The organism is Priestia sp. LL-8 (assembly GCF_036227845.1).
GTDB classification, from domain to species: domain Bacteria; phylum Bacillota; class Bacilli; order Bacillales; family Bacillaceae_H; genus Priestia; species Priestia zanthoxyli.
Genome location: NZ_JAZAQH010000001.1, coordinates 482,141 through 506,532 on the forward strand (window position 1 = coordinate 482,141; position 24,392 = coordinate 506,532).

The 24,392-nt window shown below is 37.4% G+C and carries 24 protein-coding genes and 1 riboswitch; of the genes, 14 read left to right on the forward strand and 10 right to left on the reverse strand.

What is annotated here, in order from left to right:
• Window positions 1-230 precede the first annotated feature (230 nt).
• Entirely contained in the window at window positions 231-947 is a 717-nt protein-coding gene (gene rluF / locus U9R83_RS02575) for a 23S rRNA pseudouridine(2604) synthase RluF (protein ID WP_014461744.1), read from the forward strand.
• Window positions 948-983: 36 nt separating this feature from the next.
• On the opposite strand, the gene U9R83_RS02580 is transcribed toward rluF, so the two are convergent.
• On the reverse strand, window positions 984-1,937 hold the full coding sequence (locus U9R83_RS02580) for a TRM11 family SAM-dependent methyltransferase (protein WP_042992352.1): 954 nt from the start codon (window positions 1,935-1,937) through the stop codon (window positions 984-986).
• 261 nt (window positions 1,938-2,198) lie between these two features.
• On the opposite strand from U9R83_RS02580, the gene U9R83_RS02585 reads away from it, so the two are divergent.
• The 5 genes from U9R83_RS02585 to U9R83_RS02605 all read left to right on the forward strand — a co-directional run bounded on the left by U9R83_RS02585 (window position 2,199) and on the right by U9R83_RS02605 (window position 6,755).
• A complete protein-coding gene (locus U9R83_RS02585) occupies window positions 2,199-2,357 on the forward strand; it encodes a hypothetical protein (protein ID WP_014461742.1) in 159 nt (52 codons plus the stop codon).
• 167 nt (window positions 2,358-2,524) lie between these two features.
• Complete coding sequence (locus U9R83_RS02590) at window positions 2,525-2,914, forward strand: tautomerase family protein (protein WP_208732757.1); 390 nt, start codon at window positions 2,525-2,527, stop codon at window positions 2,912-2,914.
• Window positions 2,915-3,273: 359 nt separating this feature from the next.
• The gene (gene ftsZ, locus U9R83_RS02595; RefSeq protein ID WP_014461739.1) at window positions 3,274-4,278 is read left to right on the forward strand and encodes a cell division protein FtsZ; all 1,005 of its coding nucleotides are present in this window, start codon (window positions 3,274-3,276) and stop codon (window positions 4,276-4,278) included.
• A gap of 2 nt (window positions 4,279-4,280) precedes the next feature.
• Window positions 4,281-4,470: riboswitch (cobalamin riboswitch) on the forward strand.
• 146 nt (window positions 4,471-4,616) lie between these two features.
• The gene (gene nikA / locus U9R83_RS02600; protein WP_115653008.1) at window positions 4,617-6,158 is read left to right on the forward strand and encodes a nickel ABC transporter substrate-binding protein; all 1,542 of its coding nucleotides are present in this window, start codon (window positions 4,617-4,619) and stop codon (window positions 6,156-6,158) included.
• Between the two features lie 69 nt (window positions 6,159-6,227).
• Window positions 6,228-6,755, forward strand: a complete 528-nt coding sequence (locus tag U9R83_RS02605) for a GNAT family N-acetyltransferase (protein ID WP_014461737.1) — start codon at window positions 6,228-6,230, stop codon at window positions 6,753-6,755.
• A 314-nt stretch (window positions 6,756-7,069) separates the two neighbouring features.
• On the opposite strand, the gene U9R83_RS02610 is transcribed toward U9R83_RS02605, so the two are convergent.
• Both U9R83_RS02610 and U9R83_RS02615 read right to left on the reverse strand, forming a co-directional pair.
• Window positions 7,070-8,371: a CitMHS family transporter gene (locus U9R83_RS02610; protein ID WP_014461736.1), complete on the reverse strand. Its 1,302-nt coding sequence runs from the start codon at window positions 8,369-8,371 to the stop codon at window positions 7,070-7,072.
• A 142-nt stretch (window positions 8,372-8,513) separates the two neighbouring features.
• Window positions 8,514-8,957, reverse strand: coding sequence for a YfmQ family protein (locus U9R83_RS02615; RefSeq protein WP_115653009.1), 444 nt, complete (start codon window positions 8,955-8,957; stop codon window positions 8,514-8,516).
• 195 nt (window positions 8,958-9,152) lie between these two features.
• Here U9R83_RS02615 and U9R83_RS02620 point away from each other — a divergent pair, with 195 nt between their 5' ends.
• Window positions 9,153-9,290 (forward strand): lmo0937 family membrane protein, encoded by a 138-nt coding sequence (locus U9R83_RS02620; protein ID WP_013055244.1) that lies wholly within the window; start codon window positions 9,153-9,155, stop codon window positions 9,288-9,290.
• A 32-nt stretch (window positions 9,291-9,322) separates the two neighbouring features.
• On the opposite strand, the gene U9R83_RS02625 is transcribed toward U9R83_RS02620, so the two are convergent.
• Both U9R83_RS02625 and rarD read right to left on the reverse strand, forming a co-directional pair.
• Complete coding sequence (locus tag U9R83_RS02625; protein ID WP_208732756.1) at window positions 9,323-10,093, reverse strand: TatD family hydrolase; 771 nt, start codon at window positions 10,091-10,093, stop codon at window positions 9,323-9,325.
• A gap of 63 nt (window positions 10,094-10,156) precedes the next feature.
• A complete protein-coding gene (rarD, locus tag U9R83_RS02630; RefSeq protein WP_208732755.1) occupies window positions 10,157-11,083 on the reverse strand; it encodes an EamA family transporter RarD in 927 nt (308 codons plus the stop codon).
• Between the two features lie 331 nt (window positions 11,084-11,414).
• On the opposite strand from rarD, the gene U9R83_RS02635 reads away from it, so the two are divergent.
• Window positions 11,415-11,810 carry an SET domain-containing protein gene (locus U9R83_RS02635; protein WP_025753011.1) on the forward strand — a complete coding sequence of 132 codons (396 nt, stop codon included), beginning with the start codon at window positions 11,415-11,417 and terminating at the stop codon, window positions 11,808-11,810.
• 35 nt (window positions 11,811-11,845) lie between these two features.
• On the opposite strand, the gene U9R83_RS02640 is transcribed toward U9R83_RS02635, so the two are convergent.
• A complete protein-coding gene (locus U9R83_RS02640; RefSeq protein WP_014461730.1) occupies window positions 11,846-12,988 on the reverse strand; it encodes an AI-2E family transporter in 1,143 nt (380 codons plus the stop codon).
• A gap of 127 nt (window positions 12,989-13,115) precedes the next feature.
• Between U9R83_RS02640 and U9R83_RS02645 the strand changes: the two genes are divergently transcribed.
• A complete protein-coding gene (locus U9R83_RS02645) occupies window positions 13,116-13,385 on the forward strand; it encodes a hypothetical protein (protein WP_014461729.1) in 270 nt (89 codons plus the stop codon).
• A 247-nt stretch (window positions 13,386-13,632) separates the two neighbouring features.
• On the opposite strand, the gene U9R83_RS02650 is transcribed toward U9R83_RS02645, so the two are convergent.
• Complete coding sequence (locus tag U9R83_RS02650) at window positions 13,633-14,163, reverse strand: IseA DL-endopeptidase inhibitor family protein (RefSeq protein ID WP_014461728.1); 531 nt, start codon at window positions 14,161-14,163, stop codon at window positions 13,633-13,635.
• Window positions 14,164-14,576: 413 nt separating this feature from the next.
• Between U9R83_RS02650 and U9R83_RS02655 the strand changes: the two genes are divergently transcribed.
• Window positions 14,577-15,569, forward strand: coding sequence for a zinc-binding dehydrogenase (locus U9R83_RS02655; RefSeq protein ID WP_243550208.1), 993 nt, complete (start codon window positions 14,577-14,579; stop codon window positions 15,567-15,569).
• A 97-nt stretch (window positions 15,570-15,666) separates the two neighbouring features.
• Here the strand turns inward: U9R83_RS02655 and U9R83_RS02660 are convergent, their stop codons facing one another.
• Both U9R83_RS02660 and U9R83_RS02665 read right to left on the reverse strand, forming a co-directional pair.
• Complete coding sequence (locus U9R83_RS02660) at window positions 15,667-17,247, reverse strand: lactate permease LctP family transporter (protein WP_042992351.1); 1,581 nt, start codon at window positions 17,245-17,247, stop codon at window positions 15,667-15,669.
• A gap of 62 nt (window positions 17,248-17,309) precedes the next feature.
• On the reverse strand, window positions 17,310-18,266 hold the full coding sequence (locus U9R83_RS02665; protein WP_014461724.1) for an L-lactate dehydrogenase: 957 nt from the start codon (window positions 18,264-18,266) through the stop codon (window positions 17,310-17,312).
• A gap of 333 nt (window positions 18,267-18,599) precedes the next feature.
• Here U9R83_RS02665 and U9R83_RS02670 point away from each other — a divergent pair, with 333 nt between their 5' ends.
• Window positions 18,600-19,475 (forward strand): cation diffusion facilitator family transporter, encoded by an 876-nt coding sequence (locus U9R83_RS02670; RefSeq protein WP_028414323.1) that lies wholly within the window; start codon window positions 18,600-18,602, stop codon window positions 19,473-19,475.
• 141 nt (window positions 19,476-19,616) lie between these two features.
• Entirely contained in the window at window positions 19,617-21,635 is a 2,019-nt protein-coding gene (locus U9R83_RS02675) for a methyl-accepting chemotaxis protein (RefSeq protein WP_140451888.1), read from the forward strand.
• A gap of 37 nt (window positions 21,636-21,672) precedes the next feature.
• On the opposite strand, the gene U9R83_RS02680 is transcribed toward U9R83_RS02675, so the two are convergent.
• Window positions 21,673-22,584 carry an RluA family pseudouridine synthase gene (locus tag U9R83_RS02680; RefSeq protein ID WP_243550210.1) on the reverse strand — a complete coding sequence of 304 codons (912 nt, stop codon included), beginning with the start codon at window positions 22,582-22,584 and terminating at the stop codon, window positions 21,673-21,675.
• Between the two features lie 155 nt (window positions 22,585-22,739).
• Between U9R83_RS02680 and U9R83_RS02685 the strand changes: the two genes are divergently transcribed.
• Together U9R83_RS02685 and U9R83_RS02690 are read left to right on the forward strand one after the other, a co-directional pair.
• Window positions 22,740-23,132, forward strand: coding sequence for a YhcU family protein (locus U9R83_RS02685; RefSeq protein ID WP_014461720.1), 393 nt, complete (start codon window positions 22,740-22,742; stop codon window positions 23,130-23,132).
• Between the two features lie 133 nt (window positions 23,133-23,265).
• Entirely contained in the window at window positions 23,266-24,258 is a 993-nt protein-coding gene (locus tag U9R83_RS02690; RefSeq protein WP_243550212.1) for a Gfo/Idh/MocA family protein, read from the forward strand.
• The last annotated feature ends 134 nt before the right edge of the window (window positions 24,259-24,392 follow it).

Genomic DNA, 24,392 nt, shown 5'->3' on the forward strand with positions numbered 1-24,392 from the left:
TGAAGATTGATGCAGGTTTCACAGGTGTAAGCATTGATTGAAATGTTAAGAATAAGGTTACAAAGTATTTTGGACCTATACTTCTATTACTGTTAAAAAAATATGATTAAGTAATGAAATTAAAAGAAGACGAGAAGCGTATAGCATGTTACGATAGGGACGGTATAGAAATTGGCATATGTCTTTTTCTAATAGAAGAGACAAATTTTAAAATTTTTAAATGTAAGGTTGTGATTCACCTGAGACTGAATAAATTTATTAGCGAATCTGGAAAGGCGTCAAGACGCGGGGCAGATAAGTTAATTAGTGAAGGAAGAGTAACCGTTAATGGAAAGGTTGCAAAAATCGGAGATCAAGTTAAGCCTGGCGATGATATTCGAGTAAGCGGCCAACAGCTTCGGATTGCTCGAAATAATGTATATATTGCGCTTAATAAACCAGTCGGCATTACAAGTACGAGTGAAAAAAAAGTAAAGGGAAACATCATTGATTTAGTCAATCACCCTTTGCGTATTCACCACGTTGGACGACTTGATAAGGATTCAGACGGCTTAATTTTACTTACAAATGACGGCGATATTATTAACGAAATTTTACGTGCAGAAAACAAGCATGAAAAAGAATATATTGTTGCAGTAGATAAGCCGATTACACCAGAGTTTATCAAAAACATGTCTGAGGGAGTAAAAATTTTAGGCACAAAAACGCTTCCTTGTAAAGTGACACAGCTGTCTAAGTATGAGTTTCAAATTATTTTAACACAGGGTTTAAATCGTCAAATTCGCCGTATGTGTGAAGTGCTCGGATATGAGGTATACCGCCTTCAGCGCACGCGTATTATGAATATCCATTTAAACAACTTACCTGTTGGGCAATGGAGAGATTTAACGAAAAAAGAGCGTACGCAGCTATTCAAAGAATTAGACTATGAACCTAAAGAGTGGTAAATCAAAAGACACCAGCCTGTTAGACTGGTGTCTTTTTTATTCGCATACAACTACTTGTCTAGAAAATACGCTTTTACGCGCTACGCAGCGATCTGAAATAGAAAAGCCAGCTTCATGAATCATATGATCAATCGTATCTACTGTAATCACGACTACTTTATCCGCAAAGCGGCGAGCGTGTTTCAAAATAGAAAGCTGATCTTCAGGCGTCGCGTGGGTGTAGAGATTGTAAGGCATGTCGATGATAGCTACGTCATAGTGAGTGGTAACCTCTGAAATCGGTCCGGTTTTGACATCACCGCTTAAGCCGAAATGCGCAATATTTTCACGAGATCCGTCGGTCACAAGTGGATTGATATCGCGTCCTACAATATCAATGCCCATTGACAGGGCTTCTACAAGGACTGTACCGATACCGCAGCATGGATCGATCGCTTTGATTCCTTCAGGGTTTGGAACGGCAATGTTAGCTACAGCTCTTGCAAGGCGGGTACTGAGTGCTGTAGAGTATTCACGCGGTTTCTTCAAATGATGCAGCCATACAGCTTCGCTTTTTTGGTATTTCCCAAAATACCAGCGTCCTTCAAATGGAACAATGCCAAACAAATGGTCAGGGTTATGCAGGTCTGCTTCTGCTACAAAATGCCAACCCACATCACGTTCAATCGCACGCTGACCTTTATAACTTATTTTTTGATCTTTTTCCAAGTCATTAATTTTCATGAAAATGAGTTTAAATGTTTTGTCTCCAAGGTCAATATCTTCTACTTGCTTACAAATATCTGCAAGGTCATCTGATTCATACATAATATCTAATCGCTCTTTGATAAAAGGGCTTCTGCTTGGATCAAGTTTAACGGCACTTTTTATGATAGGTTTCTCAGTTTCAATTTCAAAAAGAGAGCGTCTCTCTAATTGACATAGTGAGAGTTCCTCTTCGCTGCATGCGTATGTGTAGATATACTGAGGCAGCTGCGTATGGTTATTCAATATCGTATCATCCTTTATCGTATCTAATTATCCTTCTTCTCAAACAATAGCGAGAAAAGAAGAGAAAAGCAACGAATTTAAATATCTTTGGCCGTGAATACTAAATTGAAGCGCTTCATAGTCCACTTATTTGACAAAACATGCTAAAATAACTGATGGTAACCTGCATATGCTGCTGTTTATACAAAAGAACTGAAATAAGGTTTCTCAAAAAATCATTTACACACTGCTGACATTTTGATGAATAGGAGAGGCTACGTGATGTCTAAAAGTGATCATGAAAAGCAACAGATGAGTCGGGCTGATATGAAAAAACAAGCCAAAACATCCTCGCAAAACCTTGTGATGAACGTACTCATTGCCATTGTATCTGTATGTATTTTAGCTCTTATTATAAATGTTTTTATACTAATGAAATGAGCCGTTATGCTGCTCATTTCTTTTTATTAGGTTCAGCTTTTATTAAAGTGTTTGAGGTCTCTTTCACTAGAGAGCACATTATGAATAGCATATCTTTTTTTTACAAATGATAGTTGTGATATGATGAAGCAATAATACATTAGACAAAAGGCTGGAGGTTACTTAGTATGCCATTACTTAGATTTGATCTAATAGAAGGAAGAGATGAAAAAGAGTTAAAAACACTGCTAGACGCTACGCACCGAGCGATGCTAGAAGCCTTTGGCGTGCCGGAGCGCGATCGTTATCAAATTGTACATCAGCATCCTGCTCATGAAATGATCATTGAAGATACAGGTCTGGGCTTTGAGAGAAGCAAGGATTTGGTTATTATAAGCGTAACGAGCAAACAGCGAACAGAAGAGCAAAAACAAGCTCTTTACAGATTAATTGTAAAAGAGCTGGGAGAAAGCTGCGGTATTCAGCCAAACGACATTATGATTTCAATTGTTGAGAACGGTAATGCTGACTGGAGCTTTGGGATGGGAGAAGCTCAATTCTTAACTGGGAAATTATAAAACGGTTTATTATTTAGAGAAGCCCTTATTTCTAAGGGCTTTTTCTCATTTTGCCTATAAAAATATTATTCTCTTAGTCACATCTTACTCAAAATTAAATACAGACATCTGTCAAATGAATGATACAATAAGCTTATATGCCGTTTTGAGTGGAAAAGCCATAAAAGAGTTCGGCGTACTAATTTTAGAACAACAATAAATTTACATAAAGATGTAAAGATTTAAAGGTTAAAAGAGAAATGTACAAAATCTGTAAAACAAAAGAACAGTTACGCGTTACACATAGGAGTAAAAGGTTCTTCACATGTTTTTTCGGATAAGAAGAGAAAGTAATTTTGATCATTGAGGAGGAACTTAGAATGTTTGGATTTGATGCAGATGTATCGCCACTAGTGCGAATTAAAGTAATTGGGGTCGGCGGTGGAGGAAATAACACCGTTAACCGTATGATTGAACACGGTGTACAAGGAGTAGAATTTATCGCCGTTAATACGGATGCTCAGGCGCTTAACTTATCTAAAGCAGATGTGAAAATGCAGATTGGTGCGGCATTAACGCGAGGATTAGGTGCAGGAGCTAATCCAGAAGTAGGAAGAGAAGCAGCCGAAGAAAGCAGAGAACAAATTCAAGAAGTGCTGCAAGGTGCAGACATGGTATTCGTAACAGCTGGCATGGGCGGAGGAACCGGTACTGGAGCAGCTCCGGTTATTGCTCAAATTGCCCGTGAACTAAATGCTTTAACAATTGGAGTAGTTACTCGCCCGTTCAAGTTTGAAGGAAATAAACGTACCAAGCAAGCAGTAGGCGGTATTACTGCGATGAATGAATCAGTAGATACTCTTATTGTCATTCCAAACGACCGTTTGCTTGAAATTGTTGATAAAAAGACGCCTATGCTTGAAGCATTCCGTGAAGCAGATAATGTTCTTCGCCAAGGTATTCAAGGTATTTCAGACTTAATTGCTGTTCCAGGCCTGATTAACCTTGACTTTGCTGATGTAAAAACCATCATGTCTAATCAAGGATTTGCGCTTATGGGTATCGGACGAGCTTCCGGATCAGACCGGGCAATTGAAGCAGCGAAAAAAGCGATTTCTAGTCCGCTGCTAGATGCATCGATTGATGGAGCAAGAGGCGTGCTGTTGAACATTACGAGCGGCAGCAGCCTGAGTCTTTACGAAGTACAGGAAGCAGCAGATATTGTCACGTCCGCTTCTGATCAGGACTTAAATATGATTTTTGGATCTGTGATTAATGAAGATTTAAAGGACGAAATGATGGTAACCGTTATTGCGACTGGATTTGATGATGAAGATATTTCACCATCAGCTTCTACTTCTAGAGTTTCAAGAGCACGCTACTAAATTAAATAACCAGCTTTTATGGTGGCAATTGTTTTTCAATTGCCTTAAAAGGGAATCCGGTGCAAATCCGGAGCGGTCCCGCCACTGTAACAAGGAGCCTTATGTCAAAAAGCCACTGTCTATTTAGAGACGGGAAGGCGGTATAAGGCAGTGACTTGAAGCCAGGAGACCTGCCATAAATTACAGCACACAATAACCTACGAGGATAGGGAGGTGTTTTGGCAGAATGAAAAATAGGATAAACAAGGGGATATGTTTATCTAATTTTGTTGTGAAGACAAGCACTTCTTTTTAGAAGTGCTTTTTTTTGTGTATTAAAATAGAAGGTGGAAAAATGAATGATAAATAATAAAAAGCTCGTATCTATATTAATTTTTGTTTTACTTTGTCTTACTGCTTGTACGCCTCATGAAGAGAGTATGAGTATAAAAGAAGGAAAGAAAACGAATAAAAGCGCTACATTTTTATTTAATTTCACCCCTGCAACCCTTGATCCTCATACCGATGATGATTATACGGCAGTCCGTGCAGGAGTGGGGGAGACGCTTGTCAAAATCAGCGACGATTTAAAAATAAAGCCTTGGCTTGCTGAAAAGTGGGAAACAAAAGATAACGGTCTTACGTGGACATTTACGATAAAAAAGAACATCACGTTTCAAAATGGAAAAGCGCTGGATGCAAATGCCGTGAGGTCTTCTCTTCAAAGAGCAATAACTCAAAGCTATGCGATGGGAAACGCTTTAAAAATCAAAGAAATGAAAGCGAATGGTCATACGCTCACAATTACATTAAAAGAGCAAATGCCTAAATTTCCTTCTGAATTAGTGCATCCAAATACAGCTATTATAGACGTTGATGCTTCTCATATAGCTAAGAAACCCATTGGCACAGGTCCATTTCACGTCTTATCTTTTGATCAAGGAAATCAAGTGAAATTAGAAAGGTATAAGGATTATTGGAATGGAAAAGTAAAGTTGAAAAGCGCGATCTTTGCATTTAACGAAGATGCTAATGCGCGAGTTGCTGCTCTTCAATCTGGAACAGCCGACATTATTTATCGCCCGCCTTTAGAAAGCTTGGGCACTTTACAAACAGATCCGTCTTTTAAGGTAAGTGGAGTACCTAGTGTGCGCACCCATTTATTGCTTTATAATCAAACCAATGACGCATTAGAAGACGAAAATGTACGAAAAGCTATCGATGCCTTATTGAACCGAAAAGAAGTTGTCAGCAGCATCATGAACAATCAAGCGGCAGCGGCTCGAGGGCCATTTTTACCCCAATTTCCGTTTGCCGATAATACTGCTAGTGATCAAAGAGGTATCGCATCTGCTAAAAGATACTTAGAGAAAGCAGGTTATCAAATCAAAAACGGAAAAACAATCAGAAACGGAAAGCCATTATCGCTCTCTCTTGTCACATACAGTTCTTTGCCAGAACTTCCTTTAATTGCGCAGCTTATACAGTCTAATGCGAAAGAGTTAGGAATCAATATTAAGATTCATCTCGTTGAGGACAGCGATGAATATTTAATGGCAAAAGACGATTGGGATTTAGCATTGTATAGCCTTATCACAGCACCTAGAGGAGATGCCAGCTATTATTTGAGTACGAACTATTTGCCGGGCGGTGGTTTAAATGCCAGCCGGATTAATGATGATAAACTAACAAAAATGATTCAGCAGTTAAATTCAACCGTAGAAGACGCAAAGCGAGATCAGTTAGCTAAGCAAGCAACCGCTTTGATTAATGGGAAAATGCTGACGTCATCGATTGTACATCCAAACATTGTTGTTGCTTATAATCAAAAAGTGAAAAACTGGACAACAAATCCAAGCGAGTATTATATGCTGACTCAGCATTTAGACATAACGCCATAGTCAATATTTTTGTTCCTATAGGAAAAAGAGAAAGTATACAATGACAGATAAAAGGATGTGACAGTAGACGTGCAAGAAGTACAAATGTATCAAATTAAAGAAGTAAAAGAAAAGGATGCTGAAGTGATTCAGTTTGTCATGAATATGCGGAATGAGCTATTTCCTATGCTGGAAAAAAATCAGCTTCCTGTGGATTTGCTTTATTTTAATGAACATTATGTTCAAGCGAAAGGCGCTGCTTTTTTTTCAGCTGTCACGGAAAATCAACAAGTAATTGGTACCATTGGTTTATACGCTTACGATGGACGGTTTCATGCATTAAAAGAGCGATATGAACATAGAACTGCAGCCGAGATTGTAAAGTGCTATGTGGATCCAGCGTACCGGCGTCTAGGTATCGGACAGCAGCTGTTAAAGGCAGTGGAACAATTTGCCCAAAATCATTTTTATGACACGTTGTATCTGCATACTCATCCTTTTTTACCTGGCGCTATTCCTTTTTGGGCTTCACAAGGCTTTATCAAAAGGCTAGCTGAACAGGATGAGCCCTGGAATACGCTGCACATGGACAGAAGAATACAACGAGTTGTAATGTAACGAGATCATACAGTAATTACCATGGAATCTGTATATGGGCTCATGCTATAATGAACGTAACTTACATTTATAGCCTGTAGGGCAAGTCCTTACAGAAAAGAACCACGTTTCGAATTGGCTGAAACGTGGTTTTTTTCTATGAAAAACAAATAACAAAATATTTTTAAAAATATATATGAAATCGCTTTCAAAATAATGAAATATATTATATAATTACTAGTGTTGTGTTGTACTTTGTTAGTGTTAAATCAATATCCTACATGTGTGAGCCGATTGCCTTATGGTAGTCGGCTTCCTTTTTTTATAGTAGAAGTCTAAAGGGAAATAGCGTTCGTTAAAATGGCTGTAATCGTCATGACAATAGTGGTCCCGAATGCCCACTTGAAAAGAAACTTTTGATGCTCGCCGAAATCTACTTCAACCAGCCCAATCAGAATGAAAGTAGCAGGCACTAAAGGGGATAGAGGAAACCCAGTTGTGGAATGTCCCAATAAAGCTGCTCGTCCTATTTCTACAGGGTCTACACCAAAATTAGTTGCTGTATGGCTAATAACTGGTAAAATGCCAAAGTAATAAGCATCAGGTGAAAATACAAAGCTAAGAGGAAGGCTCGTTATTGCTACAACTAAGGGAAGGTGAGAGCCTAGCCATTCAGGAGTAAGGCTGACAATTGTATTGGCCATGGCATCCATCATTTTTGTTTCTGTAAAAACGCCTGTAAAAATTCCGGCTGCAAAAACCAATGTACTAACCATTACAAAGCTGTTTGCATGACTTAAGATTCTTTCCTGCTGTTCTTTTGGATGAGGAAAATTAACAAATAAAGCAATGGCAAAAGCAATAGCAAACAAAATGGGAATAGGGAGTATGTCTATGATTAAGAGAGCCATTAAGCACAGTGTCAATAAGGCATTAAACCAAAAGAGTCTAGGTGGCTTCCTAGGAGTCTCATGAACTGAAAGCTGTTCAGCAAAAGCCATGGATGAACCTTTTAAATGAATGGTTCCTAAGCGCGCTTTCTCTCTTTTTCCGAGTAAGTATGCTGAAAATAAAGTCCACATCAATCCCGCTGCCATAGCTGGAATCAGAGGATTAAATAGATCTGATACTTCTAACTGTAAACTTGCTGCGGCTCTTACGAGAGGACCTCCCCAAGGAATCATATTCATAACACCTGCGCTTAAACTAATAACACAAGCCAGTATTAGTCGGTTCATTCCCAGCTTTGTGTACAAAGGAAGCAAGGCGGAAACTGTAATTAAAAATGTAGAAGAGCCGTCTCCATCCAAGCCAACGAGCATTGTAATAACGGCAGTTGCCATTACGACTTTTAAAGGATCGCCTTTCACAATGTTTAGGATACGGGAAATCATAGGATCAAATAAACCGACGTCAATCATTAGTCCAAAATATAAAATAGCAAAAACGATCATAATGGCCGTAGGAGCTACTTTTAAAATACCATTCATCATCATATTGCCCATATCAGCACTAAAACCTCCAATTACACCAAAGAGGATAGCGACAAAAATAAAAGCAACAACCACGGACAAGCGTTTACTAATGACGAGAAATAGAAAAGTTGCAATCATGCCAAACCCTAACAAAGAAAGCATTATCCATCACCTCTTAAAAAGTTAGAAAATTCTATTAATTTATATTATAGCATTAGATTTAATGTTAAAGTTTGGTATTTTTAAATAAGATAGCTTTAACCTAAAACTAAAAACTAAAAAAGCCGCCTTATAGGCGACTGGTTTAAGCTAGGTCAGCTGTTATGGACTGCTTTTGAAGGTGATCAGACAGCAGGCTGTAAGCAATAATTTTCCTTTTATACTGTTTTACGACATCGACGTGATCATGATAACTGTATACGCATAATCGAACATCGTTTTTCCCTTTTTTCGTATCGATAACCAGTGGAGTTTCACTGTCTTCTAGGTGTTTATAATAGTCCTTATTTCCTTCGTGGACGTAATATTGTTTTAAAAATGTTGCTTTATTAAAATAATCAATCACTTGCATTTTGTCTTTGCCTTCTAAATGTTTCCCATCAACTGTGACAGTAACGTTTTGATCATCAAGTGTTGGGTGTAATTGAAATTTAGTCATAAGCCATTTGACCACTGGAGTTGGAAGACACGTTATTAATATTTTGAGTGCACTTACAAGAATGATGGAAAGTAATACAATCCACGTCATAGTTAATCATCTCCGCTATAGTTTAAATGAAATAAGATTACATACTTATTTTACCACAGAGAACATGAGTGCTTTTTGTACATTATGTGAACCTTCCTCAGTGAAAAGATGTATATGAAATACGTTTATTTATGCACATTTAGGGAAATATAAAATTATAACAAATACTACATATAAAAAAAAGGAGAAAAAATTATGTTGTGGACGATTATTGGACTTTTATTTATTTTTTGGTTATTAGGATTAGTTTTTCATATTGGCGGCGGCATCATTCACATTCTTCTTGTCATTGCAGTGATTGTGCTGATTGTAAAACTTGTGAAACGAATTTAGATATAAAAAGCCTTTCCTTAGGGAAAGGCTTTTTATGTGGAGAGATTATAAAAACGAGCTGTATTCCGATATAAAAAATCATATGTCTCCGTTACAGAAACCCTTTTGAGACGTGCTATTTCCTGAACGGATTGATGTATCATTGATGGAACCGTTGTCTGGTTTTGAAAAGGTCCTTCAAATGGCCACGGACCATCTGTTTCGACCATCAAGTAGTCAAGAGGATAATCCGTGGCAAGGGCTTGGATTTTAGGCTTATACACAATATCGGGTGTAACGGAAATATAGTAGCCGTTGTTTTTCATTCGTTCAACTGTTTTTTTAGCTCCTTTGAACCAGTGGAAGTGAGCTTTAGACACGGAATGCTTTTCTAGTAAGTCGCATACGATCTCAGCATCTTCATATACAGCATGAAGAATTAACGGCTTTCCCCACTTTTTTGAATGAATAATAAAAGCTTCAAGCAGCTCCAAATAGGGCTCTAGAGAAAGAGTATATGTCTGACTTAAGTAATAAGGTAGACCTACCTCACCAACCGCAATCATTTCTTCATTGTTTTGATCAATCCAGGCAAACAGCTCCGCTAATTCATTTGAAGAAGGCAGCATTTGTTCAGGATGAAATCCGTAGGTGGGTTTCACGCAGGAATACAACTTGCTGATTTTTTGATTAAGTTGGCAAGAGTGTAGAGTAGAAGATACAGAAATAAGAGCTTGTAACGAAGGGTCGTGCTCAATTATGTCTTTCCAACTTTTCTGATCATATTGATCGAGATGAATATGAGAGTCAATGATTTGTTTCATAATTCCCATTCCTTCCAGCCCCAATTTGTTTAGAGATAATACGTAAAAAAATGTATAATTCTGCTAGGCTTTCATCTCATTCTTTATTTGCTTTTTACTTGCGTTCCCCCGTTTGGTAATAGATGCAAACGTATAAATAATAAGAGCTAACCAAATGAAACTAAAAGCAATAACATGAGCTTTTGTTAGCGATTCATGGTATAGAACCACTCCTGCTAGTAAAGACAAGGTTGGTGAAATATATTGAAGAATACCAAGCATTGATAATGATACTTTTTTAGCACTTTTTGTGAATAATAAGAGTGGTAGAGCTGTGACCATTCCACTTCCCATTAATAAAAGACTTGTTGAAAAAGAATCAAAAAACTGCAAGTGTGATTGAAACGTGAGGTAGCCTATGTATGCTAATGCAATAGGAGAGATGACCATCGTTTCAAGAGTTAATCCAATTGTTGAATCAGCTTTAATCTTTTTCTTTGCCAACCCATATAATCCAAAGGTAAGAGCTAAACTAAGTGAAACCCACGGAACTACACCATAATGAAGACTGAGTGTTAATACTCCGATTCCTGCTAGTATAAAGGCAAAAATTTGAGCCCCGCTTAATCTCTCTTTTAAGAAAATAACACCTAATAAAACACTTGTTAGGGGATTAATATATTGTCCAAGGCTCGCTTCTACTATTTTTCCATTAATGACAGCCCGCATAAAAATGCCCCAATTTGCACTAATAAGTACAGATGCAATAAAAAGAGACCAAAATAAGGATGGTTTTTTCACTATTTGTTTTACAAACGTAATGTATGTACGCCATTTCTTTGTTATTAATAAAAGAATAAGCATAAAAATAAAAGACCAAAAAACGCGCTGAGCCAAAATCTCACCTGGTGCTACGTGGTGAACCAGCTTCCAATAAATTGGCGTGAGCCCCCACATAAGATAAGAAAAGACCGCATACATCACACCATCTTTGTCGTGATTTAAGTTCATGTGAAACCTTCTTTCTAACATAAGATAAAATCAGTAATAAAAGTCATAGATTAACATAAAAAAGCAGCATAAACGATTATATCACAGAGAAAAACGATTCTTCACATGTTGAATGGCTCAAACGCTATGCGCAAGGTCATTGCTTTTCCATGTCTAAAATAAAATCAAATTGCGTGTTTCTAACAAGGTAAGTGCTTACACAAGTGTGCATGATAAGCACTCTTTCAGCTTATATTCAAGTGGTTATGAAAAACAGTTGATTTCCCCATTAGAAACTGTCAAGCTTAAGGAAGAAAAAAATCTTAGAGGAAAGAATATATAGGTGACGAATATGATCGAAATAAAAGCGTCTGCGATAAGCGACGGAGAATTTAACAGAGGTGTATTTGCTAAGCAAGATATTAAAAAAGGAACGCTTATTCACGAAGCTCCTGTTATCGCTTATCCTAATAAAGAGCATGATTTTATTGAGAAAACAACACTAGCGGATTATGCTTTTGAATATGGAGTGAATCATACGGCTATTCTTTTGGGATACGGTATGCTGTTTAATCACTCGTATACACCGAATGCTACGTATGAAATTAATTTTGACAATCATACCTTTGATTTTTATGCATATACCGATATCCAAGCAGGAGAAGAAATTCTCATCAACTATAATGGGGATGAAGATGATCAAGAGCTCCTTTGGTTTGATCGTGAAGATGAAGAAGAACAAAAGTAAAAAGGTAAGCCCATCGATTTTCGATGGGCTTTTTATTATGCTTTTTTATCTGGATACATAGTAGAATTTAAACGGATGAATTGGTAAATATGCGTAATAATAACTTTTAAAACGGCATATCCAGGGACGGCTAAAATAATACCGACGATTCCGAATAAGTTTCCAGCCGTTAGAATGACAAAAATGACCGTAATTGGGTGTATGTCTAGGCTTCTTCCCATAATTTGCGGAGAGATTACTTTCCCTTCAAGCAATTGAACAACCGCCCAGACAATGGCTAGTTTTACAAGCATAAAAGGAGACGTAATAAACGCAATAATAATGGCTGGGATAATGGCGATAATCGGACCAAGGTAAGGCACAACATTAGTCACCATGGCGATGATCGCTAGAAGTAACGCATAGTCTAATCCAATAATCAGATAGCCAATGAAAAGCAGTACACCTATACAAATCGCAACAAAAATTTGCCCGCGAATATATGCGCTTAATGCGTGGTTCATGTCGGCTAAAATGAATTTAGCTTCAGAACGAGAGCGGTTTGGAAGCAGTTTTACAATGTAATTAGGTAAGTTTTTCCCATCTTTTAATAAGTAAAAAAGAATAAAGGGTAAAACGGCAACCGATAATATAATTTCTGTAATGGTGCCGACAAAGTTTACAATACCGCTTGAAAATCCAGAAACATATTTACTCAAGTGTTTTGATGCATCTTTTGAAATCTTATCTAGGTCCGTGTTAGCCGACTGAAGACCTTGTTCGACATATCGGTTATTCGAAAGGTTCGTCACCGCATGCTGAACGTCATGCGTCAGCTCTGGGATATTATCAATAAGACGGTCAACTTGATTTTTTAGAGGCGGAATAACCGATGAAATAATAATGGCTAATGCGCCGATAATCACTATGTATAAAACAAGAATGGAAATAATTCGTTTTACACCTTTTCGTTCTAAAAAGTCAACAAGCGGATTAAATAAATAAAAGCAAATTCCTGCTAAGATAATCGGCAGTGCGATTGTTTTAATAAAAATAGAGATAGGAATTAAAATAAATCCGATTTTTGATAACGAAAAAATAGTCATGCTGAGAATAAAAATAATAATTGTATATACAACAAATTTATTATTTAAGATTTTTTCTCGGAAAAAAGTTCCTTTCTGAGGTCTAGGTTCCAAGCTGTTCAACTCCTTTTAAAAATAAATGTATAGTTATCATACCCTGATTTGGACTAATTTAAGAGGGTTTTTTACAAAGAAGTGTGCATACTAGTAAAAAATCTTCTAGAAAGAAGGGGTGAAATCATTGAAAGAAGACAAACAGCCATCGTATGATGATTTCTCTACAGTAGAAAAAAGCCATGAGTATATAACCGCTGAAGAATTTCCAGACGGTCCTTTCGGCTCTCCTGTTAATCAAAAACTGGGGAAATCTACTTCATGGGAAGAAGGGCAGCGAACGTATAGCGCATTTAATTATGAAAACAAAAATCTTCATGAAAAAGCGCAAAGATTATTTCCAGGCGCTCATCCTGTACATGATAACCCAGAGGAACATGAACAAAATCCAAGTTAATGTCTTTATTATGCTCTGAATATATTGCCCTATCTTTTTGCTGAATTATGTTGACAATAAGCAAGTTAGCCTGTAATATAAAACGTAACTTATCACTGTTTCTACAGGATTCGACAAAATTTGATTTACTTAAACTTGTGATCTCAACTTCTATTTACAGCTATTAGAGCGCTGTAAGTAGAAGTTTTATTTATGTTATCGATAAAAAAGAAAAAAGCAGGTCTGCTCAAGCAGGCCTGCTTTTTTCTTATTGAACAGCGTCAAATTTATTTACTTTCCACTGTGAACCAGATTTATAGAATGTGACAGTGCGTTTTACGCTGCCTCCATCTACAGTTGGGACTGTGAATTCATAAGAGCGAACTGTTGATGTTTGATACACAAGCTTTGTTTTTGCTTTTGACCATTCTAACATGCTGAATCCGTCGCCGATTGGGTGTGCAAGTTTGCCGTTATATGTGATATAGCCGTAATTTGTTAGTCCTTTTTCTACTGCACTATTTGTAAATGTTTCAGATAAGTAGCTTGATAGCTCAGCTTTTGTATCAAATTCAGGGCAAAGATACACGTACTCAGTTCCTTTATATTCAAATGTACGTTCTGTACATGGTTTGTTTTTATAACCGTGCAGAGCACTCCAGAAATGATTGCTGGCACTAGCTGCAATTTTGACAGCATTTGCATCCGTTAGTGTTGTAGATGTTGTTTGTGCTGTAACTCCAGTGCTTAGTGTAAAGAAAATAGCGATTGATGATAAAACTAGTCCAATTTTTTTCATTTCTAACTCACTCCTAATTAATTAACCTTATTTATGTAACAATTATGTGTTTTATATTTCTTTTGTTACATTTATATTACAATAAATCTATAATAAAAGAAAGTGTTTTGTCTTTTTTTCTTAAATTTTTTTAGATTTTTACTAGTTTCTGAAGTAGATATAATAAATAAATTGCGGATAAATGTTGATTTATCAGGTTTTTTAAACCAATTTTTCTGTTTTGCATTCGTTTTGTTACAAACAATCTTTTTGTAACAAAAATGTAACAAAAGAAGCTGAATACTTTTACGATACAGAAAAATAAAGATAAAACGGTGAAAAAGCGATTCTAAAAGTTTATTTTCCTTTTTTTGGGCATATTTCTTTTGCGGTTTTGAGCTTTTTAGTAGAGTAGATTAAGAGGAGGCGAAATCATGAAAGCCATTATACATAGTGAGAAAAGCGGGATAGCAGGCATGAATTACAGAGATTTTCAGGAGATGCCCCCTGAAAGAGGAGAAGTAAAAGTAAGGTTAAAAACAGCAGGTTTAAACCGGAGAGATTTATTTGTTATGAATAATCGAGGCAAAGGAGATAAGCCGTTTATTCCCGGTTCAGACGGTGCAGGTATTATAGAAGAAGTGGGAGAAGGCGTAAAAGGTTTAAAAACTGGAATAGAAGTGATCATTAATCCAAGTCTGGAGTGGGATCGTATAGAGGACATTCCGTTTACGCCTAAAATTTTAGGTGGTCCATCGAATGGAACGTTTGCAGAGTATGTAATCATAAAAGCGGATAATGTTGTGCAAAAGCCGCCTTATCTATCATGGAAACAAGCGGGCGTTCTTTCATTATCGGCTTTAACTGCGTATAGAGCTCTCTTTACAAAAGGGCAGTTAAAAAAAGGAGAACATCTACTTATTCCTGGTATAGGGAGCGGAGTCGCGACTTATGGCTTGTTATTCGCAAAAGCTATCGGAGCTGACGTAACGGTTACTTCTAGAAGTGATGAAAAAAGAAAGCAAGCCCTAAAGTATGGAGCTGATTATGCATTAGACAGTGGAAGTAACCTAACAGAAGAAATCAACAATAGAAAAGTAGATATCATACTTGATAGTGTGGGGGCAGCTTTATTTCCGACGTATCTTGAAATACTAAAGCCAAATGGAAGAATTGTTAATTTTGGGGGGAGTTCTGGAAATAAAGTTGAATTGCCTCTAAGAACTATTTTTTATCCTCAATTCAATATACTTGGCACGTCTATGGGAAGTCAGGAAGAATTTGTGGACATGATGGATTTTATAGAGAAACATCAAATTAAACCAATCGTCGATAGATTCTATCCGCTGTCAGAGGCAGTCGCAGCTTACGAACGATTAGATAAAGGAAAACAATTTGGCAATATAGGTTTACTTATTTCAGAATAAAAAGGTCCCCAGCGCTAACTGAGGACCTTTTTATATAATCAAACGTTTGTTTAAATGAAAGAAACAAGGTAATAACAGGATTTTTAGCAGTTTTTTATCATAACCACCAAGCTAACAAAAAGGTAACAAATCCCCCTAGTATCAAAAATCCCATGCTGTATTTGAGCGTGTATTTAAACAATTCACTTTCTTTTCCAGCCAGTCCCACTGCTCCGGCAGCGACAGCAATTGATTGAGGAGAAAGCATTTTAGCCATTACGCCGCCGGCAGTATTAGCAGCTACAAGAATAACTGGCAAGACATTAATTTGCTGAGCTGTAGTTAGCTGTAAGTTGCCGAACAGCGCATTATTTGATACGACAGACCCCGTTAGAAATACGCCAATCCAGCCAAGAAATGGAGATAAAAATGGAAAATAAGCAGCTGAAGTAGCGAGTGCCAATCCAAGTGTAGAAGACTGTCCTGAATAATTTGAAATAAAGGCAAACGCAATGACCATCATTATCGTAATAATAGGTCTTGCTAGTTCTTTTACGGTTTCTAAAAGAGTAGTCCATGCCACCTTTGGCGATACGTTAAGCAAGAAAACTGAAAGGATACAAGCGATAAGAATTGCTGTACCTGTTGCTGCGAATACGTCTATTTTTAAGATAGCAGCGTAAGGCGTAGGATCCTTTACTAAAGGCGCTGCTTTAATTACGTGATTGTGTAAAAATGGGACGTTAATAAGCAGGTTCATATGTTCAAGCATCGTTTTGACAAAAGAAATGCTCCAAGCCGTAACGAGTATCGTTAATAGAATAAAAGGAGACCAAGCCTTTAAAATCTGTTTTGGTGACAGGCTGAAGCTTTTAGCTGCTGCCGGGCTTGTTCGTTTAATATAAAAAGCAAGAGCAAGCAAACTCACAATAGAAGATGTGATATTTGGAAGTTCAGGGCCGATGTATGTAACAGTTAAATACTGTGTTAGTGCATAGGAAACGGCTGTGATGCTCGTTGCTTTCCATACGTCTTTTAATCCTTTTATCCCATCCATAATAAAGACAAGTAAAAAAGGGATAAGAAAAGAAATAATCGGAAGCTGCGTGCCAAGAAAATGAGCAATTTCTTTTGGATCTATGCCAGATACTTGTCCTGCGACAATGACAGGAATCCCCATAGCGCCAAACGCTCCTGAAGCTGTATTAGCAATTAAACATAGCGCCGCTGCTTTTAACGGTTTGAACCCAAGTCCAACTAGAAGCGCTGCTGTAATGGCAATTGGAGCTCCAAATCCCGCTGCCCCTTCTAAAAAAGCATTAAAGGAAAAAGCAACAAGCAGCATTTGCAAGCGGGGGTCATCGGTTATTGAAATAATAGACTGTCTAATGGTAGTAAACTGTCCGCTTTTGACAGTTAGTTTGTATAAGAACACCGCTCCGATAATAATATAGCTGATGGGCCAAAGTGCATACAGAAACCCATAGCCTGTGGCTCCTAAGACCATTGAGGCAGGCATATCATAAAAATAAATAGCAATAATCATAGAAAGAAGTACTGTAATACCAGCAGCAATGTGTCCTTTTAATTTCAAAAGAGTTAAAGCAATAAAGAAAAAGATAATGGGGATAAGTGCAATTAGTGCAGAAAGCCAAATATTATTTAACGGATTATATACCTGAGTCCACGTCATATTCATACACCTCTACTACATATTTAAAACAAAGGAGCGGGGGAGTCCCCCGCAAAAATCTTTTGATGTTACACAAAAGCTCTGTCGCGAGTTTGCTTAAGAATGCTAGCAGAGTGCTCGAGCTGCTGCTGTTCGTGAGGAGTTAAATTCAATTCAATAATTTGACGCACGCCGTTTTTATTAATGATAGCTGGTACGCCGATATACACGTCAGAAATACCGTATTGTCCTTCTAATAAAGCAGATACCGTTAAAATAGAATTCTCATCATCTAAAATAGCCTTGGTAATTCGTACAAGCCCCATTGCAATTCCGTAATAAGTCGCTCCTTTTCGATTAATAATATGGTAAGCCGCATCGCGGGTTTGTTCGAATAGATGCTTCATATCCGGTTCTTTTTCAATAGCAGCAGTATTGATAAAATGTTCGAGCTTCACGCCGCCAATTTGCGCGTGGCTCCAAACAGGAAATTCCGTATCTCCATGTTCCCCCATAATATAAGCGTGGACGTTGCGAGAATCTACTTCGAAATAGTCGCTTAACAAGTAGCGGAAGCGAGCTGTGTCAAGAATCGTTCCTGAACCAATTACCCGTTCGTTTGGTAATCCTGATACTTTTTGTGTAACGTGTGCGAGAATATCAACTGGATTTGTTGCGACTAAAATGATGCCGTCAAATCCGCTGTTCATAATATCTTTTACAATGCATTCAAAAATTTTAACGTTTTTTTCAACTAGATCTAAGCGCGTTTCCCCTGGAGCTTGATTAGCGCCCGCTGTAATAACTACTAAATCAGCGTCAGCACAGTCTTTATAATCTCCAGCCCAGATTTTCATCGGTGTGGAAAATGGCATACCGTGATTGATATCGCGTGCTTCACCTTCCGCTTTTTCTTTGTTCATATCGATTAACACTAATTCATTGGCAATACCTTGATTCACCATTGAAAAAGCGTAGCTTGAGCCAACAAAACCAGTTCCGATAACAGCAACTTTTCGTGTTTTTGGTGTAAATTGTGTTTTCATTTGTATCATCCTTTGAATTTTATTTTGTGATGTTTTTCACAATGTTAGTGTAACAAGAATAAATACCCTCGGCTGTGATAAAAATCACACCCTTTAAAAAATAGTAAACAATTTTACAGGGCGATTTAAAAAAAGGGTCCTTCTACATGAAGTGCCACATTTAGAAAAATCTCAAACGTTTAAAGTGTTGAGTAAAGGCAACTTGTTTTGCAGAAAGCTAAAGAGTTTAACATTCTCTATTTGTATGTTAACAGCCAATAATGTTTCTATAGACCCACACGAAATCCATTTGTTACACTAAGTTTGCTTATTTTGAATAAAGGAGTTGAAGGGATGGAGAACTACTATGAGCAAGCCCAAAAAGGCGCTTGGGTTAGTATCTTATCATATATCTTTTTATCAGCATGTAAACTTATTATTGCGGGTGTCACCGCTTCCTCTGCATTAAAAGCCGACGGTCTTAATAATGTTACAGATATTATTGCATCAATTGCCGTCTTAGTCGGCTTAAAAATCTCTAAAAAACCTCGTGATAATGATCATCCCTATGGACATTCCAGAGCGGAACATATCTCTTCACTTATTGCTTCTTTTATCATGATGGTCATTGGACTAGAAGTATTGGTCGATGCGGGTCAGTCATTATTTATGGACAAATCTGAAGCGCCCAATTTACTGGCTGCTTGGGTAGGTCTTGGAGCGGCTGCTGTTATGGGTGGTGTCTACCGATATAATATTAAGCTTGCTAAAAAACTTGATAGCCAGTCTTTATATGCGGTTGCTAAAGATAATTTGTCTGATGCACTTGTGAGCATAGGGGCTGTTGTGGGAATTTTCGGCTCGCAATTCGGCTTGCCCTGGCTGGACGTGGTAGCTGCTTTTGCTGTGGGAATTATTATTTGTAAAACAGCCATCGAGATTTTTAAAGAAGCGGCTCATTCTTTAACGGACGGATTTGATGAAGAAAAGTTAGGACACTACAAAGAAAGCATTGGGCTTGTAGAAGGGGTAAAAGAAGTAGAAGATGTGAAAGCGCGCAAGCTTGGTAATCAAGTCGTGATTGATGTAACTGTTAAAGTAGATCCTCATTTAAATGTTATTAAAAGCCATGAAATTGCTGATCAAATTGAACATATGATGAACGATGAGCATCAGATTAAAGATACGCTTGTTCATATTGAACCTGATGCATACGAAAAGCAAAAATAAAACCAGCACGTTCTTTCGTTATGAAAGGATGAGCTGGTTTTATTTTTGGGGAAATTTGAAATAAATCACAAAAACTTCTTCAAAAGTGAAAATGAAAAGCCGTTATTAGTAATATAAAGATTTTTGTAGAAGGGTGAGGGAATGAAGAGGTTAAGTGCAAAACTCGTAGTATTTTTTAGTATTTTTATAGCTATTTTATTATTAGTTGTTTCAGGGGCTGTTTATCAATTTACCAAAACACAAATAGAAAAAGATGTAGAAGTTCAGTCTCAAAGTCAAGTGAAAGAGTTAAGAGAAACGATTCATACGTACTTAGACATGTATAGTCGTTCTTTGCTGACGTATAGTGAAAATGATGTAATTGTTAATTTTGTTAAGCAAGAAGGAGATCAAACAAACCAAGAGAAAAATCCGTATTTTACATGGAACACAGTTCAAAAAGAGTTTACACAGTTTAAAGAAAAGTATCCTAACTTAGTACTTGAATACATAGGCACAAAAAATAAAGGAATGTATTCTGTTCCTAAGCAAGAGTACGGATCAGGTTATGACCCGACTTCAAGAGTTTGGTACAAACAAGCAGTGGCATCACCTGATCAAGTAATTTATACGGATCCATATGAGGATGCAGCAACAAAAAAGACAGTCGTGACGATTGCAAAGGCCATTTTGGACCCAGATACTCAAAAGGTGCTGGGCGTTATAGCTACTGATTTAGATTTAGATGCATTAAAAGCAATCGTAGGAAAAGCGGAAGTAAATTATGGTGGATATGCATTTTTATTTGACAAAAATGCTACCGCTCTTGTCCATCCAACAGAAACTGGAAAGAATTTAATGGAACAGCCATTTATACAAAAAATGTATGAAGCAGATCGAAATAGTGGTTTCATGAAATATACCTTTCAAGGCGAAGAGAGAGTGATGGCATACGAAACTCTTGAAGGGACGAATTGGAAGATAGGGAATGCCTTTATTTATAATGAAATGCTCGCAAGCGCTCATCATTTATTAAATGTAATTATTTGGATTGCGTTAATTGGTATTTTATTATCAGTCGTGTTAACCATCTTTTTCTCAAGAATCATTACTAACCCGGTTCGCCGCTTAAAAGATGAAGTAGCCAAAGTAACAGCGGGCGATTTAACGGTTCAGGTGAAGACGAAGTCAAAAGATGAAATTGGGGAGCTTACTCATTTATTTAATGATATGGTTGCTAAAATGAAAACGTTGATTGGAACAGTTCAGACGTCTGTTGAGACAGTAAAAACGTCTGTTGAAGATTTGAGTGCCGTATCTGAAGAAGCAACTGCATCCAGTGAGGAAATCGGCCGGGCTATCCATGAGATTGCGAGCGGGGCGACGCAGCAAGCTTCTGATGCTGACTCTACTAATCATAAAACGATGAGTTTATCTTCGCAAATTGAAGAAGTCATTGAACAAAACGCACAGATTAATAAAATGACGATTGAAGCTGTAAGCATCAATGAAAAAGGTTTAAAACAAATGCAGCTCCTTCGCAACCAAACCACTGAATCATCTCAAACGATTCACGCTGTTCAAGCTGTAATGGAAGAATTAACAAATAAGATGAAAAAAATTGAATCTATTATTTTCACGATTAATAGTATTTCAGACCAGACAAATTTACTTGCATTAAATGCTAGTATTGAAGCAGCTCGTGCAGGAGAACATGGCAAAGGATTTGCGGTAGTAGCTGAAGAAGTGCGAAAACTTGCTGAACAGTCCTCTCAGGCCACTGAACAAGTTCGCCATACGATTGCAGCGATTCAAGGAGAAGTCGCAGCTGCGCGTGAAGAATGCAACCGTACAGAAGAGCTTTCAAAGTCTCAAGACTTTGTGGTAGGAGATACAGAACAAGCTTTTCATGAAATTGCAACCACGATTGAACAAGTGGCGGCGGCTGTCGAACATGTGACAAGCAGCATGGATAGTATTAATGAGCATAAGGAAGACGTGGTAGCGGCCATTCAAAGCATAGCAGCTATTGCACAGCAATCAGCTGCGGGAACTGAAGAAATTACGGCTTCTACAGAAGAACAAATTAGAGCTATTTCTACTGTTTCTCAATCGGCTGAACATCTGCAAGAGATTAGTGAAGAATTGGCGAACTTGATTCGTCAATTTAAAATTAAATAAAAAAGAGCGCCAATAACATATTGGCGCTCTTTTTTATTTAATAGGAAAACAAGTTGCTATACGGTAAAAAAACCTGCTGAGTTGGAGGTGCAACGGCTGACACGCGCTGATGTGTAAACGGGTGTATAAAAGAAAGCTTAATGGCATGTAAAGCTTGCTGCTGATCTTTTAATCTCTTTCCGCCATAAAGAGTATCACCAAGTAATGGATAGCCGATGTGACTCATATGAACACGAATTTGGTGAGTGCGTCCGGTCTCGAGCGAAAGTTCAATAAGCGTTTCATTTTTGGCCGTATTGCGCTTTAACACCCGATAAGATGTTTTGGCAGCTTGTCCCGTTCTAGATACTCTTCTTCTCGTAGCGTGATGGCGATCGCGTCCAATAGGTTCATTAACGATTCCTTGCTCTTTTTTCATGATTCCTTGGACAAGAGCAACATAAGTCCGATTAATTTTACGTTCAGCCAGCAGCTGGTCAAACACAGAGCTTGCTACAAAATGCTTCGTGAATAAGATAGCACCTGATGTATCGCTGTCCAAACGGTGAACGTGTCTAGGTTTTGTTTGGAGGCCTATTTTTTGAAAATAAGCAGCTACAGCATTTAAAAGAGTTTTTTGGTCCTGCTCTGATGAAGGATGAGTATCTATGTTTATTGGTTTGTTTACGATTAGCACGTGTTCATCTTCAAACAAAATCTCTATATTAACATTGTAAGGTGTTATTTCATTAGGTTCTGCTTCAAAAAAAGGGAGTGATACTCTATCATTTTCCTTAAGAGTATTCCTCCATGGTACAGGCTCACCGTTTATAAGCACATTTTTATTCATCCGAAACTGATGCAACGTTTTTTTGGGAATATGCCATTTCGTTTTTAAATAATCTTCAATTGTTTGCCCTGCATCATTTTTTGTGATTTTATCTTCTAGCCATTGGCCGTGTATACTCATATTTAATCCCTTCCTTACATACTAGTAAATATCCTTTAATCTTTAAAAAGAACTTGTAAATAATTAGGAGGAAATAACTACCTGAAGTTCTCGTTTTATGTTTATGTTATGCTAAATAAAGAGACATAAGTTAAGAGAAAAAAGGGGGGGTAACCATGAAAATTGCCCAAGCAGCTCCGCCAGAAATGGAGAATTACATAGAAGAGTTGACTGAACAGCTTCGCTATGACTTGTTACCTCGGTATGTATCTGTAGATAAGCTTAATCCTGATCAATTATTAAATCCAGATTATTGTACAGACCATTTATATAATGGCTTACTCGATGAAGCATTGCAAGTCATTAGTAGCCTTCAGACAATAATTGCCGTGATTGAAGCGATTCAACATCGGCCGATTGAAGAAAGCGACTGCGAGCAATTCGAAAAAAATATTGCAATTTTAAAAAAATACGGGTTCTTATTTCCTGTTTCCATTGAGTGTTTTGCAAAAGAAAACAATTTGATTACGTATTCGTATGAATCGTTTTACAATTCATACATAAATTAAAGAAAAAAAGCATGTATCACATGCTTTTTTTCTTTTGAATCATATATTTCAGACTTCTATTGGACATTCAAAAAGAGCTTGTGATATGGTCAAACTTGTATAAATCCATCAAAAAATAAATAGGAGCGAAAACATGACGAAAGCAAAATTATGTTTTATCGGTGCAGGCTTTCACGCATCAACGAACATTTACCCCTCTGTTATTGAAGCGGGAGCAGAAATTAAAGCAATTTCCACACGCAGTATCGAAAGATCAAAAACTGCTCTTCAACGATTTGGGAGCAGCGGTACGCCGTACGATGATTATAAGAAAATGCTAAAACAAGAAAAGTGCGATGGAGTAGTGGTTGTGGCACAGCCTAAAGATCATCCTGCTTTGGTGCTTGATTGCATTCGAGCAGGACAAAATGTTTATGTGGACAAGCCTTTGGGGATGAATGAAAGAGAAGCAAAAGAGATTTCAGATGCTGCTAAGCAAGCTGGCGTAAAAGTTATGGTAGGTTTTATGAAGCGCTATGCGCCTTTTTATATGAAGTTAAAAGAATTAATTGAAGAAGGTAGCCTAGGAAGTGTTCGTTCATTTCAAGCAAGATTTGCTGTAGACAGCACCCCTTTTTGTAAAAATGAAGAACAGTTTGTGAAGCTGGCTGCTATACATATTGTCGATCTTGTTCGTCACTTGTTCGGAGAAGTTGTTCACGTGACAGGTTTTAGAAATAATCATCGTGAGTATATTTCAAATAGTATTTCGCTAAAGTTTGAAAATGGTACGGTCGGGAGTCTTTATTTTACCGGCATGACAGCGTGGTCTCGAGAAAGTGAAAACTTATTAGTGACATTTGATGATGGTTTTGCTTTTGTTGACGAAATAAATTCATTAACTATTCACGAATCCCAGACTTTTGATGAATTACCGTGGAAATCATTAAAAGAAAACGATCGTGTGTTTACACCTTCTGCTTCTCCAATGTCGGGAGCTTATCGAGATCTTTATCTTCGTGGGTTTGTTGGAGAGATGGCTCATTTTATTGAGTGTTGTGTAAGTGAAAAAGAACCTCTTTCCAGTGGGAGCGACAATGTAAAAACGATGAGATTATGTGATCAAATACTGTCATCTTTAATGTAACGAGAGCTATAAAGTTACTGAAAACTCGACTTAAAGAAAATGTACCACGAATAACTAGCTGCAAATTATGTAAATCATACTAAATAATGTTATGATTAGACAGGTCGTATAAACGAAAGCATTTACCTTTCATA

Bases quoted from the DNA above. Each gene is read 5' to 3' on its own strand.
- U9R83_RS02675 (WP_140451888.1), top strand. From the start codon at position 19,617: ATGAAGAGGTTAAGTGCAAAACTCGTAGTATTTTTTAGTATTTTTATA.
- U9R83_RS02610 (WP_014461736.1), bottom strand. From the start codon at position 8,371: ATGCTTTCTTTGTTAGGGTTTGGCATGATTGCAACTTTTCTATTTCTC.
- U9R83_RS02620 (WP_013055244.1), top strand. From the start codon at position 9,153: ATGTTGTGGACGATTATTGGACTTTTATTTATTTTTTGGTTATTAGGA.
- U9R83_RS02635 (WP_025753011.1), top strand. From the start codon at position 11,415: ATGATCGAAATAAAAGCGTCTGCGATAAGCGACGGAGAATTTAACAGA.
- U9R83_RS02680 (WP_243550210.1), bottom strand. From the start codon at position 22,584: ATGAGTATACACGGCCAATGGCTAGAAGATAAAATCACAAAAAATGAT.
- nikA (WP_115653008.1), top strand. From the start codon at position 4,617: ATGATAAATAATAAAAAGCTCGTATCTATATTAATTTTTGTTTTACTT.
- U9R83_RS02685 (WP_014461720.1), top strand. From the start codon at position 22,740: ATGAAAATTGCCCAAGCAGCTCCGCCAGAAATGGAGAATTACATAGAA.
- U9R83_RS02625 (WP_208732756.1), bottom strand. From the start codon at position 10,093: ATGAAACAAATCATTGACTCTCATATTCATCTCGATCAATATGATCAG.
- U9R83_RS02690 (WP_243550212.1), top strand. From the start codon at position 23,266: ATGACGAAAGCAAAATTATGTTTTATCGGTGCAGGCTTTCACGCATCA.
- U9R83_RS02660 (WP_042992351.1), bottom strand. From the start codon at position 17,247: ATGAATATGACGTGGACTCAGGTATATAATCCGTTAAATAATATTTGG.
- U9R83_RS02655 (WP_243550208.1), top strand. From the start codon at position 14,577: ATGAAAGCCATTATACATAGTGAGAAAAGCGGGATAGCAGGCATGAAT.
- ftsZ (WP_014461739.1), top strand. From the start codon at position 3,274: ATGTTTGGATTTGATGCAGATGTATCGCCACTAGTGCGAATTAAAGTA.
- U9R83_RS02650 (WP_014461728.1), bottom strand. From the start codon at position 14,163: ATGAAAAAAATTGGACTAGTTTTATCATCAATCGCTATTTTCTTTACA.
- U9R83_RS02665 (WP_014461724.1), bottom strand. From the start codon at position 18,266: ATGAAAACACAATTTACACCAAAAACACGAAAAGTTGCTGTTATCGGA.
- U9R83_RS02585 (WP_014461742.1), top strand. From the start codon at position 2,199: ATGTCTAAAAGTGATCATGAAAAGCAACAGATGAGTCGGGCTGATATG.
- U9R83_RS02590 (WP_208732757.1), top strand. From the start codon at position 2,525: ATGCCATTACTTAGATTTGATCTAATAGAAGGAAGAGATGAAAAAGAG.
- rarD (WP_208732755.1), bottom strand. From the start codon at position 11,083: ATGAACTTAAATCACGACAAAGATGGTGTGATGTATGCGGTCTTTTCT.
- U9R83_RS02615 (WP_115653009.1), bottom strand. From the start codon at position 8,957: ATGACGTGGATTGTATTACTTTCCATCATTCTTGTAAGTGCACTCAAA.
- U9R83_RS02670 (WP_028414323.1), top strand. From the start codon at position 18,600: ATGGAGAACTACTATGAGCAAGCCCAAAAAGGCGCTTGGGTTAGTATC.